Consider the following 16,255-nt stretch of genomic DNA (forward strand, 5'->3'; position numbering starts at 1 on the left):
AATTCGCTGCGGAAAGAAAAAGGGTATCACAACGAAGCGGCTATTTTGTGGTCCGGAAAAAAGTTCATGTTTACCCCTCGTTACGTTATTTCGCGAAATAATGCGCTTTTCGGTGCTTTGAAATATGCCGCCTGGTAGTATAAATACGCATTATCCACTTCTTTCATTTACGGATGCTTTCGTTGAAACGTTGTTTGTTTTTCTCCGCGACGCTCTACGCGTTAACACTGACTTGCGCGCATGCAGCACAACAGTCGCCTGATGCTGAATTTGCGTCTGATATTGTTGATCGTTACGCCAACCATATTTTTTATGGCAGTGGCGCAACAGGGATGGCGATGGTGGCGATTGACGGTAACCAGCGGGTCTTCAGAAGCTTTGGTGAAACGCGTCCTGGTTCGAATGTGCGTCCGCAGCTTGATTCGGTTATTCGCATTGCCTCGCTCTCCAAGCTTATGACCAGCGAAATGCTGGTGAAGCTCCTCGATCAAGGAGTAGTGAAACTCAACGATCCGTTAAGCAAATATGCGCCGCCGGGTGCGCGTGTGCCGACTTATCAGGGGGCGCCGATTACGCTGGTTAACCTGGCGACACATACCAGCGCACTGCCGCGTGAACAACCGGGTGGTGCGGCAAAGCGTACCGTATTTACCTGGCCGACCCGCACAGAGCGCTGGAACTGGCTCTCTACGGCGACCTTAAAATCGGCACCGGGAACCCAGGCGGCGTATTCCAACCTGGCATTTGATCTGTTGGCCGACGCTCTGGCGAATGCGGCGGGGAAACCCTACTCTCAGCTTTTCGAAGAGCAAATCACGCGTCCGCTGGGGATGAAAGACACCACGTTTACGCCATCACCTGATCAGTGTCGTCGTCTGATGGTGGCGGAAAAAGGCGCGAGTCCGTGCGATAACACCCTGGCGGCTATTGGTAGCGGTGGTGTTTATTCAACGCCGGGCGATATGATGCGCTGGATGCAGCAATTCCTCACTTCTGATTTCTACAGCCGTAACAGCCAGGCAGATCGTATGCAGACGCTGATCTATCAGCGCAATCAGCTTACACGTGTTATCGGAATGGATGTGCCGGGTAAAGCCGACGCGTTAGGCCTGGGCTGGGTGTATATGGCACCGAAAGACGGGCATCCGGGAATTATTCAGAAAACGGGTGGTGGTGGCGGTTTCATTACTTATATGGCGATGATCCCGCAAAGTAATGTCGGTGTGTTCGTGGTGATCACGCGTTCGCCATTAACGCGTTTCGTGAATATGAGCGATGGTGTAAACGATCTGGTTAGTGAATTGAGCAACAATAAACCGGTGGCTGCGCCTTCGTCCTGATTTGGCCGGGCAGTTGGTCAATACTCATAAGGCAAGCGGTTGATTTTCAACAGCTTGCCTTTATGCATTTCGATATAGTTTCCTTTACGCAGCGCGGACAGTACTTCGGCAATCACAGAGCGAGAAACCCCCGTGCGCCGCTGGATGTACTGAATAACCCCAACGCGTACTCTAAGCTGTTCGTCCCAGTCAGACATGGTTAACAGTGATGCCCGAATTTGGTCGTAGGTACTGCTGCCAATAAGCTGGCAATCCCGGGTTTCAGCAATGCGGTGCCACCATGTCAGCCATGCAAAAGCTTCACGCCATAGTTGGTTTTTATCTATGAGCGTCATTGCTAAATCAGAAGGTAAGTAATATCCCGAGCATTCGTTTTGCGCGGTGTATATATACTCGGATGGGCGCTGAATAAAACCTGTACTTAACCCTTTGATAAACGGTGCCCTGGCAATACCTAATAATACATCGTTATATTTTCGACTTATGGCTACTTCACCCTGCAGAAGGACAAGGGGCTTTGTTGAATAAATCGAACTTTTGCTGAGTTGAAGGATCAGATCACGCATCTTCCCGACAACGCAGACCGTTCCGTGGCAAAGCAAAAGTTCAAAATCACCAACTGGCCCACCTACAATAAAGCCCTCATCAACCGTGGCTCCATAACTTTCTGGCTGGATGATGAAGCTATTCAGGCCTGGTATGAGTCAGCAACACCTTCTTCACGAGGCAGACCTCAGCGCTATTCTGACCTTGCCATCACGACTGTGCTGGTCATTAAACGCGTGTTCAGGTTGACCCTGCGGGCTGCACAGGGTTTTATTGATTCCATTTTTACACTGATGAATGTTCCGTTGCGCTGCCCGGATTACACCAGTGTCAGCAAGCGCGCAAAGTCGGTTAATGTCAGTTTCAAAACGTTCACCCGGGGTGAAATCGCGCATCTGGTGATTGATTCCACCGGGCTGAAGGTCTTTGGTGAAGGCGAATGGAAAGTCAAAAAACACGGCAAAGAACGCCGTCGTATATGGCGAAAGTTGCATCTAGCCGTTGACAGCAACACACATGAAATCATCTGTGCAGACCTGTCGCTGAACAATGTGACGGACTCAGAAGCCTTCCCGGGTCTTATCCGGCAGACTCACAGAAAAATCAGGGCAGCATCGGCAGACGGCGCTTACGACACCCGGCTCTGTCACGATGAACTGCGGCGTAAGAAAATCAGCGCGCTTATCCCTCCCCGAAAAGGTGCGGGTTACTGGCCCGGTGAATATGCAGACCGTAACCGTGCAGTGGCTAATCAGCGAATGACCGGGAGTAATGCGCGGTGGAAATGGACAACAGATTACAACCGTCGCTCGATAGCGGAAACGGCAATGTACCGGGTAAAACAGCTGTTCGGGGGGTCACTGACGCTGCGTGACTACGATGGTCAGGTTGCGGAGGCTATGGCCCTGGTACGAGCGCTGAACAAAATGACGAAAGCAGGTATGCCTGAAAGCGTGCGTATTGCCTGAAAACACAACCCGCTACGGGGGAGACTTACCCGAAATCTGATTTATTCAACAAAGCCAGGACAAGGGTAACGTTATTCGGGTCGATTTTATTGAAAGTCAGAATGGTGTCATTGGCTAACTCAAAAGGAATACCATGAGCGGAAAAGCATTCATCTAATAAATATAATTCCGCAAGCGGCTTGCTTAATGAAATCATCCAGGTCCCTTATAAAATAAAATTCCCGCCAATCCGTGGCGGGAATTTGGATACTGATAAAATAGCAGGGAAAATATATTCCCTGCCAGATTTATTACCAAGTGTATTTCACGCCAACTTTTGCGCCCCAATCCTGTTCAAAGTCGCCGCCGCCCAGATAGTTCACATCAGTGTATGCGCTGAAGTTTTTGGTGAAGCTGAACTGCGTACCCAGACCAACACGAACCGCAGAACCTTCAACACCGTTGTCGATGGAATCGCCATTTACTTTTGCAGTATTGTTGGAATCATCGTAAACGTATGCCAGGTTGAAGTACGGAGTCAGAGCCTGATCGCTGCCATAGGTGAAGGTATAACCCGTGTTCACACCCAGTTCATAACGCAGGCTATCGTAGTCCTGATCGCCCGCTTTCATGTTGTTGCTCAGACGGAAGTTATCACCGGACTGGAACAGACCAGAAATAGCGGCATAAGGAGTAACATAACCTTTGTCGTTAACTTTCCAGTCGTAACCCAGTTTCAGACCGAAGCCCCATGCATCCGTTGAGGAGTCGCCGTCAACATACTGGCCGTTGGACATGCTGGCTGACAGATCGTTATCGAAACGGCTGTAGCTCAGGTTACCATCAAGGAAGATGTTGTTAGTAAAGCGCGCAGAAGAGTAGATGTACGCGGACTGGCTATCCTGATCAACTTTACCAGAACGATCGCTTACATCACCTTTCGCAAAGCCTGCTGCCGCACCGACGATCCATTTCGCGTTGTTACCGTCAACGAAGGTATCAACACCGACCATGATGCCGCTAACGTCCTGATCGTAGTTGATCACGCCGTTGTCGCCATTCAGGCTGCCACCAAAGTAGCTCACCCATGCGCCACCGTTGTCAGCCAGGCCATGACGACCATTGGTCAGACGGGTAGACAGAGTATCCTGTTGCAGATTCCAGATGTTGGTGTTTGCAGAAGGAATGCTCAGCGCCATGTTCGCGTAGTCGGTCAGCTCCATCTGGCGCATAACGACGGTGTTACCTTTCTGCTCAGCCTGATAGGTATACGCACCAAGGTCAGCTTTGTTTGCTGCGCTAAAGGTTGCAGTGGTGTTTTTATCGTTGACGTAGATAATTTCTTTACCTTTGTAGTCAGCGATACGGCCTGCACCAGTAGAGTTATCGATACGAACTTTGTAGTTACCTTTGGCCGCTACAACATTGTCATCCTTATCATAAACGCTGAATTCCTGGTCGGCATTGTTAAGGTTGCCGTTACCATTGACAGTCAGGTGACCATCAGAATTCATAGCAATCACACCATAACCGTACGTTGAATCAGACTTATTCTTCGTATTGGTGTGGGCGTTGACCAGGTCTGCGTCTAACACATAGTCGCTGCTGTTGATGTTAAATACGCCGCCTTTATTCAGGTCCATGGTATTTGTACCAAAAGCCCCTGCTTCATAAGCGCCTGCGCCAATGCTGAATTCACCGCCGTTAGATACGGTAATGGTATTCGCATACAGATAAGTGGTTTCATCGTTCAGGTCGACTTTACTGTAGCTGTCGACTTTCAGATGATCGGTTGCAACCTGACCGCCAGAGCTCAGGTTCATAGCTGAATTGTTGGTCAGCGTAATGTTGTCCGCGAGCAGGCTTGAACCTTTAGCCACATCAACATGAGAGCCGTTGTTAACGGTCAGGTTATCGATGTTAGATTTATTGACGGTATTCCAGTGGGAACCGTTGTTCAGCGCAACATTGAACAGGCCACTCTGGAAGGTTTTGTTATCGACAACATTGCCCCATTTATCTTTGGTTGAGCGTGGGTCAATGCCGTTAACTGCGACATCATACATATCGGCTGGGCCAATAGCTTCGTAGCTAAACAGTGCCGCACCAGTCCATTTGCTGCCGTTATCCAGCGTAATGCTCAGTTCGTCAACGTTCAGTCCATCGTCAATCCAGCCGCCGTTGGTATCCAGCACACCATCATTGTTTGAATCATGACCATTCGCGTAGAAGTTGGCATTCCAGCTACTATTGAAAACGACATCGCCCGTCAGCGTCGAATTGCTGAGAGAGACTTTGTTTTTCATCGAATAGTTAGACGCAGAATTATCACTGAAAGACATTGCGGTGTCATCGTTAGGAATGATATTTCCTGCAGAATCAGTGTTATAGGCAATATTTCCAGAATAATCGCTTGGTTCAGGAGATTTACCGTAGAAGCCTTCGTTTTCCAGCGGGCTGTAAGATCCCGAAGTAATCGCAGAATCTTTTACAACGACATTATTGTCCCAGGTATGGGATTCGGTCGTGTAATCAACATTCGAAGTGTCACCCTGAGAAAGTTCAAGACCTGCAACACGGGAATTGGCAGTGATATTGATGTTGCTCTCTACGTCCAGAGTGACGGCAACACCTTGCTTAGCGAACGCTGCTGTACGGTAATCTTTCGATGCAGTTTTACCTTCACCATTCAGATAGCTGTCGGTAAAATAGAAATACTCGTAATCGTCATCAATAGTGGAGTTTTCGATATTCAGAGTGAAGATGTCACCATCATGCCACTTATAATCGACGTTAGTACCGTTGTTCCAAGTATAGCCCATACCAGCATCGTCAACATAAGCAATCGGACGCTTAGAGGTGATCATACCGTGGATAGTTGAGTTTTTAACATCCAGGGTATTACTCGTGCCATTGGCATAATCATGGTTCATGTAATAGGTGGAGAGGACACCGTTTACAACATCATTATTGAACGTCTGATCGTAAGCGCCATCAGCCGCATTATTATAGATATAACCATGATAAGAAATATAATTGAGTTTATCGGCGACTGTCCAATCATCCCAACTGTATGCGGTATTGATGTCGTCATGATATCCAAAGGTATCGTACTTCGTCGCATTTGCCTGAGAAGCAATTGCCAACGTGCAGGCTAATGCTAATTGAGATACTACAAGTTTCTTTTTCCACGAGTGCATTTGTCATCCCTCCTCAGGGACATTATCGTTGGTCCATCAATTATTAATGCATCAAATGCAATAAAATTATTTGCGGGGAAATTATGCCGCAGAAAAAGAAAATGGTTCAATTAAAGTTCACGTAAAGTCCGAATTCGGACATACAAAACAAAAACATAAGAAATCAGAATATATAAATATTATAAAACACTTTAAAATCAAAAAGATGATAGCATTTCAATGAATATTAATTCGCTAAAAAACATATTGACAGAAGAAATAAAAATACAACTCTCAATTAAAATAAAAATAACATCATAACAAGCTATAAATCACGCCAATCAAAATTAAACTGATGAATAATTCAATGCATTTTAATGTCTCTACGCATTGTTCTACATATATTGCCGTTTTAACGCCGATTTTGGTGAAACATACTGGTCACTTTTCGGATACACTGTGGCCTCTGTTCCTAAGACATCAGGCAAATCATGACCGACTTAATCACCCGTCCGCGCCGCCTGCGCAAATCTGCCTCGCTCCGCGCTATGTTCGAAGAGACAACACTCAGCCTGAACGATCTGGTGCTGCCTATCTTCGTTGAAGAAGAGATCGACGACTACAAAGCCATCAGCGCCATGCCTGGCGTGATGCGCATTCCGGAAAAACACCTCGCCCGCGAAATTGAACGCATTGCCAGGGCCGGTATTCGATCTGTGATGACCTTTGGTATCTCTCATCACACCGATGCGACCGGTAGCGATGCCTGGCAGGAAAACGGCCTGGTAGCACGCATGTCACGGATTGCCAAAGACGCGGTGCCGGAAATGATTGTGATGTCAGATACCTGCTTCTGTGAATACACCTCACATGGCCATTGCGGCGTACTTTGCGACCACGGTGTCGATAACGACGCTACGCTGATTAATCTCGGGAAACAAGCAGTGGTTGCCGCCGCCGCTGGCGCTGACTTTATTGCTCCCTCCGCCGCAATGGACGGTCAGGTGCAGGCGATTCGCCAGGCGCTGGACGCCGCTGGTTTTACCGACACCGCCATCATGTCCTATTCCACTAAATTCGCGTCATCATTCTACGGCCCGTTCCGTGAAGCGGCAGGGACAGCGCTGAAAGGCGATCGTAAAACCTACCAGATGAGCCCGATGAACCGTCGTGAAGCGATTCGCGAATCGCTGCTGGATGAAGCCCAGGGCGCCGACTGCCTGATGGTCAAACCGGCAGGTCCGTACCTCGATATCCTGCGTGATATCCGCGAGCGCACCACGCTGCCGCTGGGCGCATATCAGGTGAGCGGCGAATACGCGATGATTAAATTCGCCGCGCAGGCGGGAGCCATTGACGAAGAGAAAGTCGTACTGGAAAGTCTGGGCGCCATCAAACGCGCCGGTGCCGATTTGATCTTTAGCTACTTCGCACTCGACCTGGCTGAACGTAAGATTTTGTAAGCCCTCAGGCCCGGCGCGGCTGCCGGGCCTGTTCTCCTCACCTTACCCGCATTACCATTTATTCATAAAGCTGAAATGCAACTGTCATCCCGTACTTCTACTGTCATCGCAAGACGGCAGGAGGAGCCACCATGTTTAGTCTCGACAATGTACTCGACGACCTCTGGCCACAGGCCAAACCCGCGCCCTGGCAAAAGAATCTACTCAGACGTTTATTATACGAACAAGAGTTCCAGCAGTTCGCTGCAAACCATCCCCATCTGAAAGGGCTGGATATGGTTGAGCAGGTTCTGGAGCATCTACAAATTCGCTGCACCATCCCCGCATACGATCTTGAACAAATCCCCGAACAAGGCCCCCTGGTGATTATCGCCAACCACCCGACAGGCACGCTGGACGGCCTGGCGCTGATGTATGCGGTTTCTCGCGTGCGTCGCGACGTAAAAGTCGTGACCAACCGCATGCTGAGCCATCTGGAACCGCTCAGTTCCCTGTTTATCCCGGTGGATAATATGGGTGGCGGTCGCACCCGCAAGGCCTCGCTGCAGCAGATGGAAACCCAGTTGCAGAACGGCGGCGTGCTGATTTTCTTCCCGGCTGGTGAAGTTTCACGCCTGACCCGCAAAGGGATTCGCGACGGCAAATGGCACCCCGGTTTTATTAAACTGGCCGCCAAATTCCGCACCCCGCTTTTGCCGGTGTGGATCAATGCCCGAAACAGCCCCCTCTTTTATGGCTGCGCCTTGCTTTCCGATACGCTGCCAATGCTGCTCCTTATGCAGCAGATGTTCCGTCGCCGTGGTACCCAACTGCCCATCACCATCGGTCAGCGCATTCCCTGGGATAGCTGGCATTCGACCTCGCTGGCTCCACGCGATCTGGCGGATAAATGCCGTAAACACGTGCGACGTTTAGGTAAAAAAGCGCCCGGCGTCTTTAAAACCGAATGTGCGATCGCCCGCCCGGAAGACCGGGCCACGCTACGTCGCGAACTTAGCCGGGCGGAGTGTCTGGGACGCACCGCTGACGGCAAAATCATTTACCTCTGGCAGCGCCAGGGGCAAGAAGATGCGCCGTTGCTGCGTGAGTTAGGCCGCCTGCGCGAAATTGCTTTCCGTGCGGTCGGTGAAGGTAGCGGCAAGCGTCGTGACACGGATCGTTATGATGATGACTACCTGCATCTGATCTTATGGGATGAAACCGATCTGGAGATCGTCGGCGCGTACCGCTTTACGCCCACGGCGCGTCAGGTGGAGGCGCATGGCCCGGAGGGGCTGTACAGCTATAGCCTGTTCCATTACGACGAACGCATGTCAGAGGTGTTAGAACACGGCATTGAACTGGGGCGCAGCTTTATTCAGCCGCGTTACTGGGGACGGCGTGGCCTCGACTATCTGTGGTCCGGTATTGGCGCCTATCTGGCACGCTACCCCCAGTATCGCTATCTGTTCGGCCCTGTCTCTATTTCCGGCGGTTTACCGCCCGCGGCACGGGATTTACTGGTTGCCTTCTATCGGTTGTGGTTTCCGGCAAGATGGCCGCTGGCCGAATCCCGCCGCCCCTGGCCTGCGACACTACCGGATGTGCTGGCACAGTTTACGGGCGAAGATTACATCGAAGATTTGACGCGTCTTAAGTCGTTGCTGGGCAACCTGGGCTGCGGTATTCCGCCGCTTTACAAGCAATACTCCGAGCTGTGCGATCCCGGCGGCGTGCAGTTTATCGATTTTGGCTGTGACCCGGATTTCAACAACTGCGTAGACGGTCTGGTGCTCGTCGACCTGACCTATCTGAAAGCGAACCGCTATGAACGTTATATCGCCGCACATCTGAATGACACAGCAGCCTGATCCTCAGAAAGGATTCGTGGATGGCCAGGGATGGCCTCAATGGCAACCCCTCTTTCCCTTCCCGGAACAGGTTAAATATTGCAATTTTGTTACACCGCTTACATATCATTGACCAGAGCATTGCCACGCGAAAACCAGACGGCATCATAAAGCTTTAGGCTTATGAGAGTACGTTATGATTCGTGTGGTTCTGGTGGATGATCATGTGGTGGTGCGTTCAGGATTCGCCCAACTTCTCGGCCTTGAAGACGATCTCAGCATCACCGGGCAATACAGTACCGCCGCCGACGCCTGGCCTGCACTATTAAAAAGTGATGTGGATGTCGCCGTCCTTGATGTCGCCATGCCGGATGAAAATGGTCTGAGCCTGCTGAAACGCCTGCGGGCGCAGCGCCCTGATTTTCGCGCCATCATTCTAAGCATCTACGATACCCCTGCCTTTGTGCAAAGCGCGCTGGACGCGGGAGCCAGCGGCTATCTGACCAAGCGCTGCGGCCCGGAAGAACTGGTGCGCGCGGTGCGTTCCGTCGGTCTTGGCGGCCATTATCTTTGTGCCGATGCGCTAAAGGCGCTGCGCGGCGGGATAGAACCGGTCAAAGTCCTGGCGTCCCTGACACCACGCGAGCGGGAAGTATTTGATTTACTGGTGAAAGGCGATAGCGTCAAAGAAGTCGCGTTCAAACTCGATCTCAGCCATAAAACGGTGCATGTTCACCGTGCCAATGTGCTCGGTAAACTGAACTGCGCCACCACCATTGAGCTGGTCCATTTTGCGCTTAACCATAATCTGCTGGCGAATCACTGATGTCGCGTTCATTACGCCACGGGATCATCTCGCTGTTTATTGTGCTGGCCTGGGGGCCTGGCTGGCTAATGCTGTGGACGCTCAGTTTCTACCTCACCCATAACGGCCAGCAGGCGGTGCTCTTTCTACCGCATGGCGTCTATCTGGCACTGCTGATTCTGCTCTCGCGTCGTTTCTGGCCAGCCTTATTGCTCCCCCAGTTGGCGCTGATTTTCTGGCTGCACAGCGAGCAGCTCCTGAGTGGCTATACGATGCTGGCCGCGCCCGTCATCAGCCTGCTTCCGGCGCTGATGACGCAACATTTCTGGCATCGCTTTCCGCTCTACTGGCAGCGATTGTCCCTGTTGTTGACTGCCGTTACCGCCAGCGCACTGCTGCATACCCTGCTGCTCGCCCCTTTTTTGCAAAGCACCATGCTGCTGGCGGTCCTGGCTTCGTTCACCGGCGGGGTGCTACTGACACCCTTTGTCTATCTCATTTTTGAATTCTTACGTCAGCAACATCGCCATCATCTGCTTGGCCTTGACACGATCGCGCCACCGTTACGGACCTCGCTTATCATCTGGTGCAGCCTCTTTTTTATTATCGGGATCGGCACGCAGATGGTGCTGTCACCGCAGATTGAACGCCTGTTACTGATCGTGGTGTTTTTACCCAACGTGGTGATGGCATGGAAGTTCGGCTGGCAGGGCGGCGTGCTGTCTGGCCTGCTCGGCAGTATGTTGATCACCATCGCCCGTCAGATTGGGGTGGGGTTTAGCGACCTGCTGGAACTGGAAATCTTCCTTGCGACACAAGCGCTACTGGGGATTGGCCTGGGGATCGCCATCAGCCGTCAGCAACATCTGGCGCAAAATCTTCACCACTACCGCAAACGGCTGGAGGCGGAATTACAGGCCCGCCGGGTGTTGACCGAGAAACTTATCCATACAGAAGAGGACACCCGCAAAAGTCTCGCCCGCGAACTGCATGACGAAATTGGCCAGAATATTACCGCCATCCAAATTCAGTCTCAGTTGGTGAAGCGGGCGGGCGAAACAGATCGGGCGCTGGAAGCCGCGAATCAAATCAACGAACTCGCCAGGCGCATCCACCACTCCACCCGACAACTGTTGCGCCAGCTTCGCCCACCGGTGCTGGATGAGCTCTCGTTACAAGAAGCCTTGCACCATCTGGTTAACGAATTTGCCTTTGCCGAGCGCGGTATTGCCTGCCATTTCGATTATCGGCTAAGTGCTCCCCCCGCCAGCGAAACTCTGGTTTTCACCCTCTATCGCTTGCTGCAAGAGTTACTCAATAACGTCTGCAAACACGCCTGCGCCAGTGAAGTGCGCATCGCCCTTAGCGAGCAAAACGGCCGTCTGTGCCTCGAAGTTCATGATAACGGCCTCGGTATAGCCGCTGAGAAGATGCCGGGCTTTGGTATCCAGGGAATGCGCGAACGTGTCCATGCCCTGGGGGGTGAGCTGACGCTTGAGTCGCGTCAGGGCACGCACGTAACTGTTAACCTGCCCACAATTTTGCAACAAAACCCGCTCTGACCAGGAAAAAGTCTTAGTCACCTGGGGAGTTTCTCTCATCCGCTTTCGTTTGCGCTTACCTATAGTCAGCGCAACTGGAGACCGCTATGCACGCCATCTCATCTGCTGAAATTGAACAACGCTACCGGGCTTTTCGCCCACGGTTACTGCTGTGCATGGTGGTGGGTTATGCGGCGTTTTACCTGACACGTAAAAGCGTCAATTACGTGCTTCCAGCGCTACAAAGCGATCTGGGGTTAGACAAAGGCGACATCGGGCTGATGGGCTCACTGTTTTACCTCAGCTATGGCCTGTCAAAGTTTGCCGCCGGGCTATGGCACGACAGCCACGGGCAGCGCGCCTTTATGGGCTGCGGGCTGTTCGCCACGGGTTTACTGAACGTGCTGTTCGCTTTTGGTGACTCACTGCCACTGCTGTTAGTGGTCTGGACGTTAAACGGTTTTTTTCAGGGCTGGGGCTGGCCCCCCTGTGCTCGCCTGCTCACCCACTGGTATTCCCGCAATGAACGCGGCTTCTGGTGGGGATGCTGGAACATGTCCATCAATATTGGCGGTGCCGTGATTCCGCTGATATGTGCCTTTGCCGCCCACTGGTGGGGGTGGCAGGCTGCGATGCTGACACCAGGGATAATCAGCATGGCGCTCGGCGTCTGGCTGACAATGCAACTGCGGGGTACACCGCAGGAAGAAGGATTACCGAGCGTGGGCGAATGGCGGCATGACCCGCTGGAGCTCCGTCAGGAACAACAAAGCCCCCCAATGGGCTTATGGCAGATGTTACGTATCACCATGCTGCGTAACCCGATGATCTGGCTGCTGGGCGTGTCGTATGTGCTGGTCTACCTGATCCGCATTGCGCTCAATGACTGGGGCAACATCTGGCTGGCAGAAAGCCACGGCGTCAATTTATTGAGCGCGAATGCCACGGTGATGCTGTTTGAAGTCGGCGGTCTGTTAGGTGCGCTGTTCGCCGGTTGGGGATCGGATTTGCTGTTTAGTGGGCAGAGAGCGCCGATGATTTTGCTCTTCACGTTGGGGCTGATTGTTTCGGTCGCAGCACTGTGGCTGGCGCCGGTACATCACTACGCGTTGCTGGCGATGTGCTTTTTTACCGTGGGATTTTTTGTTTTTGGCCCACAAATGCTCATCGGCCTGGCCGCCGTCGAATGCGGGCATAAGGCCGCGGCAGGATCGATAACCGGTTTTCTCGGCGTCTTTGCCTATGCGGGCGCAGCGCTGGCGGGCTGGCCGCTATCGCAGGTGATTGAACGTTATGGCTGGTCGGGGATGTTCAGCTTGCTCTCCGTCGCTGCCGTATTAATGGGTTTACTTCTGATGCCCTTGTTGATGGCGGGCATCATGACGTCTCGCAGTCCTACAACCTCACAGGAAGGATAAAACAATGAAAGTTACCCTGCTCTCTACCCTGGTGGCGACCGGTTTGGCGCTGGCGGCATTCAGCAGCGCGGCCAAAGCAGAAGGTCGTCTGGTGGTCTACTGCAGCGCGACCAACGAAATGTGTGAAACCGAAACACAGGCCTTCGGCGAGAAATACAATGTGAAAACCTCCTTCATCCGCAACGGCTCAGGCAGCACGCTGGCGAAAGTTGATGCGGAGAAGAAAAACCCGCAGGCGGATGTCTGGTACGGCGGCACGCTGGATCCACAGTCGCAGGCCGGGGAGATGGGACTGTTGCAGCCCTATAAATCAGCCAATCTGGGCGAAATCATGGAGAAATTCCGCGATCCGGCCAAAGTAAAAGGCAATCTCTCTTCCGCCGTTTACGTGGGCATTCTCGGTTTTGGCGTTAACACCCAACGCCTGAAAGAGAAAAATCTGCCCATTCCGAAGTGCTGGAAAGATCTGACGAAGCCGGAATACAAAAGCGAAATTCAAATCGCCGACCCGCAGAGTTCCGGCACCGCCTATACCGCGCTGGCAACCTTCGTTCAACTTTGGGGCGAAGACCAGGCTTTCGATTACTTAAAACAGCTCAATAGCAATATTTCTCAGTACACCAAATCCGGTATCGCCCCGGCACGTAACGCCGCGCGTGGCGAAACCGCCATCGGCATTGGCTTCCTGCATGACTACTCGCTGGAAAAAGAGCAAGGCGCGCCGCTGGAACTGATTTCACCCTGTGAAGGCACCGGCTACGAAATTGGCGGTATCAGCATCCTGAAAGGGGCACGTAACCTGGATAATGCGAAGCTGTTCGTTGACTGGGCGCTGTCAAAAGACGCACAGGAGCTGGCATGGAAAAAGGGCAAGTCTTACCAGATCCTGACCAACACCACCGCCGAAACCTCCCCGAACTCGCTCAAACTCGACGATCTGAAACTTATCAATTACGACATGGATAAATACGGTTCCACGGACGTACGTAAAGCGCTCATTAACAAATGGGTTAGCGACGTGAAGATGGGCCAGTAAACGCGCATTGGCGATCATATTGCCGGGTAGCGGCGTAACGGCTTTACCCGGCCTACAACACCGGAATGCTTATGTCACACACACTCACACTCCATCCTGCCCCCAAGCGGGATGCGATATTCCTTTGGGTTCTGCTTGGCGGGCTGGCCTTTGCGCTGCTGCCAAGCTGGAGCCTGGATTATGGCCTGCTGGAGTCCACGCGCGATGAAATTATCGACGCCTACGGCTGGTCGCACGTTAACGTCAGTTGGTTGTGGTATCTGCTGCCCGCCGTGTTACTGCTTCGCCCACTGAGTGAAGCGAAGCGCGAGCAGCGAGGCCGCCACTACTTTGACGCCGGCTGGGCCTTACTGTGCATGGCGTTTGTGGCTGTCAGCGCCACCGTAGAAGGACGTGGCCTCGGTTATGCGGTGATTGTGCTGTTTGTCGCCCTTGCAGCCATCATGACTCTGGCGCTCACCCGCCTGGAGTGGCTCGGCGGCGACCGTTTTGTTATTGGTTCGCTGATTGTCATCGTGGCGCTGATCGGCGTCTTTATCGTCTGGCCAAGTATTGCCATCTTTATTCCTATGTTCACCACCGCCAGCGGCGAATTTGCCCCGCTGGCATTTATGAATGTGCTCGCCCAGGCGCACATCATTCAGGTGATTTTGAACTCCATCTGGCTCTCTATTGCCGTGGGCGTCGGCTGTACCTTCTTCGGCCTGGTGCTGGCGATTTACACAACCCGCATTGCGCAGCGCAGCGCGATTATTGGCCGCATTTTCTCGATTCTGCCGATCGTCACCCCGCCGTTTGTCGTCGGCCTCGGCGTTACCCTGATGATGGGACGTTCCGGCTATATCACCGAATTAATGGTCGACTGGTTCGGACTCACCAATACCAACTGGCTGTATGGGTTTACTGGTATCTGGCTGGCGCAGGTGCTGGCATTCACTCCCATGGCCTTTATGATCCTCGACGGGGCGATTAAGACTATTCATCCGTCACTGGAAGAGGCCTCGTACACCCTGCGCGCCAGCCGCTGGCAGACCTTTAACGGGGTATTTATCCCGCTGCTAAAACCGGCGCTGGCTAACGCGTTTCTGATTGTGGTCGTGCAGTCGCTGGCCGATTTTAGTAACCCGCTGGTGCTTGGCGGCAACTTCGACGTGCTGGCAACGCAAATCTACTTCTACATCACCGGTTCGCAGCTTGATTATCAGGCCGCCAGTACGCTTGGTGCGTTCCTGCTGCTCTTCTCGCTGCTGGTGTTCTGCGTGCAGTACATGTGGATCGGCAAACGCTCTTACGTCACCGTTTCCGGCAAATCCTATCGCGGCGATGTGCAGCCTCTGCCGGTCACGCTGGTATGGAGCGTAGTGGCGCTGCTGTCAGTCTGGGTGGCCTTCAACGCCCTGCTCTATGGCAGCATTTTCTACGGCAGTTTCACGGTGAACTGGGGCGTGGATTATACCCTGACGCTGGATAACTTTATTAAGCTGTTTGGCCAGGGAATGAGCGACGGCGCGTGGCCTTCTCTGCTCGATACCCTGCTTTACGCCGGGATTGCCGCCCCGATTACCGCCATTTTCGGCCTGCTGATTGCCTGGATTGTGGTGCGCCAGCAATTCAAAGGGAAAAAGACCATCGAGTTCACCACCATGCTGTGCTTTGCGGTTCCGGGCACCGTGGCGGGTGTCTCTTATATTCTCGCCTTTAACAGCGCCCCTGTGTACATCACTGGCACCGCCGCCATTGTTATTATTTCGATGGTGATGCGTAACGTGCCTGTGGGTATTCGCGCCGGGATCGCAGGCTTAGGCCAGATTGATAAATCACTGGATGAGGCCTCACTTAGCCTGCGCGCCGGGTCGTTGCGTACCATTACGCAGATTTTGCTGCCCCTGCTGCGCCCGGCGATTTTGTCCGCGCTGATTTACAGCTTTGTCCGCGCCATCACTACCGTCAGCGCCATTGTCTTTTTGGTAACGCCGGATACGCGTGTGGCGACCGCCTACATCCTGAACCGCGTGGAAGACGGCGAATACGGCGTGGCGATAGCCTATGGCTCAATCCTTATTGTGGTGATGCTCGCCATCATCTTCATCTTTGACTGGCTGATCGGTGAGGCGCGTATCTCCCGTTCCAAAGCTAAAAACCAGGCGTAAC

General features: G+C 52.7%; 12 protein-coding genes. 9 read left to right on the top strand and 3 right to left on the bottom strand.

Annotated elements, in window-relative coordinates; all coding sequences use genetic code 11:
- Positions 1–182: 182 nt before the first annotated feature.
- Positions 183–1,340 (top strand): D-alanyl-D-alanine-carboxypeptidase/endopeptidase AmpH, encoded by a 1,158-nt coding sequence (gene ampH, locus ACS0RQ_RS21925; protein ID WP_334634854.1) that lies wholly within the window; start codon positions 183–185, stop codon positions 1,338–1,340.
- A 17-nt stretch (positions 1,341–1,357) separates the two neighbouring features.
- Here the strand turns inward: ampH and ACS0RQ_RS21930 are convergent, their stop codons facing one another.
- Positions 1,358–1,906, bottom strand: a complete 549-nt coding sequence (locus ACS0RQ_RS21930) for a helix-turn-helix domain-containing protein (protein ID WP_499079239.1) — start codon at positions 1,904–1,906, stop codon at positions 1,358–1,360.
- On the opposite strand from ACS0RQ_RS21930, the gene ACS0RQ_RS21935 reads away from it, so the two are divergent.
- On the top strand, positions 1,886–2,854 hold the full coding sequence (locus ACS0RQ_RS21935) for an IS5 family transposase (protein ID WP_023279773.1): 969 nt from the start codon (positions 1,886–1,888) through the stop codon (positions 2,852–2,854). The two genes, ACS0RQ_RS21930 and ACS0RQ_RS21935, sit on opposite strands and share 21 nt — an antisense overlap.
- A 25-nt stretch (positions 2,855–2,879) precedes the next feature.
- Here the strand turns inward: ACS0RQ_RS21935 and ACS0RQ_RS21940 are convergent, their stop codons facing one another.
- Both ACS0RQ_RS21940 and ACS0RQ_RS21945 read right to left on the bottom strand, forming a co-directional pair.
- Positions 2,880–3,050 carry a hypothetical protein gene (locus ACS0RQ_RS21940; protein WP_499079240.1) on the bottom strand — a complete coding sequence of 57 codons (171 nt, stop codon included), beginning with the start codon at positions 3,048–3,050 and terminating at the stop codon, positions 2,880–2,882.
- 94 nt (positions 3,051–3,144) lie between these two features.
- Positions 3,145–6,033: an autotransporter outer membrane beta-barrel domain-containing protein gene (locus ACS0RQ_RS21945; protein WP_334634540.1), complete on the bottom strand. Its 2,889-nt coding sequence runs from the start codon at positions 6,031–6,033 to the stop codon at positions 3,145–3,147.
- A gap of 470 nt (positions 6,034–6,503) precedes the next feature.
- Here ACS0RQ_RS21945 and hemB point away from each other — a divergent pair, with 470 nt between their 5' ends.
- The 7 genes from hemB to ACS0RQ_RS21980 all read left to right on the top strand — a co-directional run bounded on the left by hemB (position 6,504) and on the right by ACS0RQ_RS21980 (position 16,254).
- Entirely contained in the window at positions 6,504–7,475 is a 972-nt protein-coding gene (hemB, locus tag ACS0RQ_RS21950) for a porphobilinogen synthase (protein WP_071195863.1), read from the top strand.
- Positions 7,476–7,606: 131 nt separating this feature from the next.
- A complete protein-coding gene (gene olsF, locus ACS0RQ_RS21955) occupies positions 7,607–9,325 on the top strand; it encodes a bifunctional ornithine lipid synthase OlsF (protein WP_271850684.1) in 1,719 nt (572 codons plus the stop codon).
- Between the two features lie 175 nt (positions 9,326–9,500).
- A complete protein-coding gene (locus tag ACS0RQ_RS21960; RefSeq protein WP_271850683.1) occupies positions 9,501–10,130 on the top strand; it encodes a response regulator transcription factor in 630 nt (209 codons plus the stop codon).
- Complete coding sequence (locus ACS0RQ_RS21965) at positions 10,130–11,671, top strand: MASE1 domain-containing sensor histidine kinase (protein WP_271850682.1); 1,542 nt, start codon at positions 10,130–10,132, stop codon at positions 11,669–11,671. Before ACS0RQ_RS21960 ends, ACS0RQ_RS21965 begins: the two co-directional genes overlap by 1 nt.
- Before the next feature lie 86 nt (positions 11,672–11,757).
- A complete protein-coding gene (gene uhpC / locus ACS0RQ_RS21970; protein ID WP_271850681.1) occupies positions 11,758–13,068 on the top strand; it encodes an MFS transporter family glucose-6-phosphate receptor UhpC in 1,311 nt (436 codons plus the stop codon).
- Positions 13,069–13,072: 4 nt separating this feature from the next.
- Positions 13,073–14,104: an ABC transporter substrate-binding protein gene (locus tag ACS0RQ_RS21975; RefSeq protein ID WP_271850680.1), complete on the top strand. Its 1,032-nt coding sequence runs from the start codon at positions 13,073–13,075 to the stop codon at positions 14,102–14,104.
- 71 nt (positions 14,105–14,175) lie between these two features.
- Positions 14,176–16,254: an ABC transporter permease gene (locus ACS0RQ_RS21980; RefSeq protein WP_271850679.1), complete on the top strand. Its 2,079-nt coding sequence runs from the start codon at positions 14,176–14,178 to the stop codon at positions 16,252–16,254.
- The last annotated feature ends 1 nt before the right edge of the window (position 16,255 follow it).

Origin of the sequence: Phytobacter diazotrophicus (genome assembly GCF_052061655.1) — a bacterium.
Classification (GTDB): domain Bacteria; phylum Pseudomonadota; class Gammaproteobacteria; order Enterobacterales; family Enterobacteriaceae; genus Phytobacter; species Phytobacter diazotrophicus.

Coding starts and splice junctions, on each gene's coding strand:
- ACS0RQ_RS21930 (WP_499079239.1), bottom strand. CDS start 1,906: ATGCGTGATCTGATCCTTCAACTCAGCAAAAGTTCGATTTATTCAACA.
- ACS0RQ_RS21940 (WP_499079240.1), bottom strand. CDS start 3,050: ATGATTTCATTAAGCAAGCCGCTTGCGGAATTATATTTATTAGATGAA.
- ACS0RQ_RS21945 (WP_334634540.1), bottom strand. CDS start 6,033: ATGCACTCGTGGAAAAAGAAACTTGTAGTATCTCAATTAGCATTAGCC.
- hemB (WP_071195863.1), top strand. CDS start 6,504: ATGACCGACTTAATCACCCGTCCGCGCCGCCTGCGCAAATCTGCCTCG.
- olsF (WP_271850684.1), top strand. CDS start 7,607: ATGTTTAGTCTCGACAATGTACTCGACGACCTCTGGCCACAGGCCAAA.
- ACS0RQ_RS21960 (WP_271850683.1), top strand. CDS start 9,501: ATGATTCGTGTGGTTCTGGTGGATGATCATGTGGTGGTGCGTTCAGGA.
- ACS0RQ_RS21965 (WP_271850682.1), top strand. CDS start 10,130: ATGTCGCGTTCATTACGCCACGGGATCATCTCGCTGTTTATTGTGCTG.
- uhpC (WP_271850681.1), top strand. CDS start 11,758: ATGCACGCCATCTCATCTGCTGAAATTGAACAACGCTACCGGGCTTTT.
- ACS0RQ_RS21975 (WP_271850680.1), top strand. CDS start 13,073: ATGAAAGTTACCCTGCTCTCTACCCTGGTGGCGACCGGTTTGGCGCTG.
- ACS0RQ_RS21980 (WP_271850679.1), top strand. CDS start 14,176: ATGTCACACACACTCACACTCCATCCTGCCCCCAAGCGGGATGCGATA.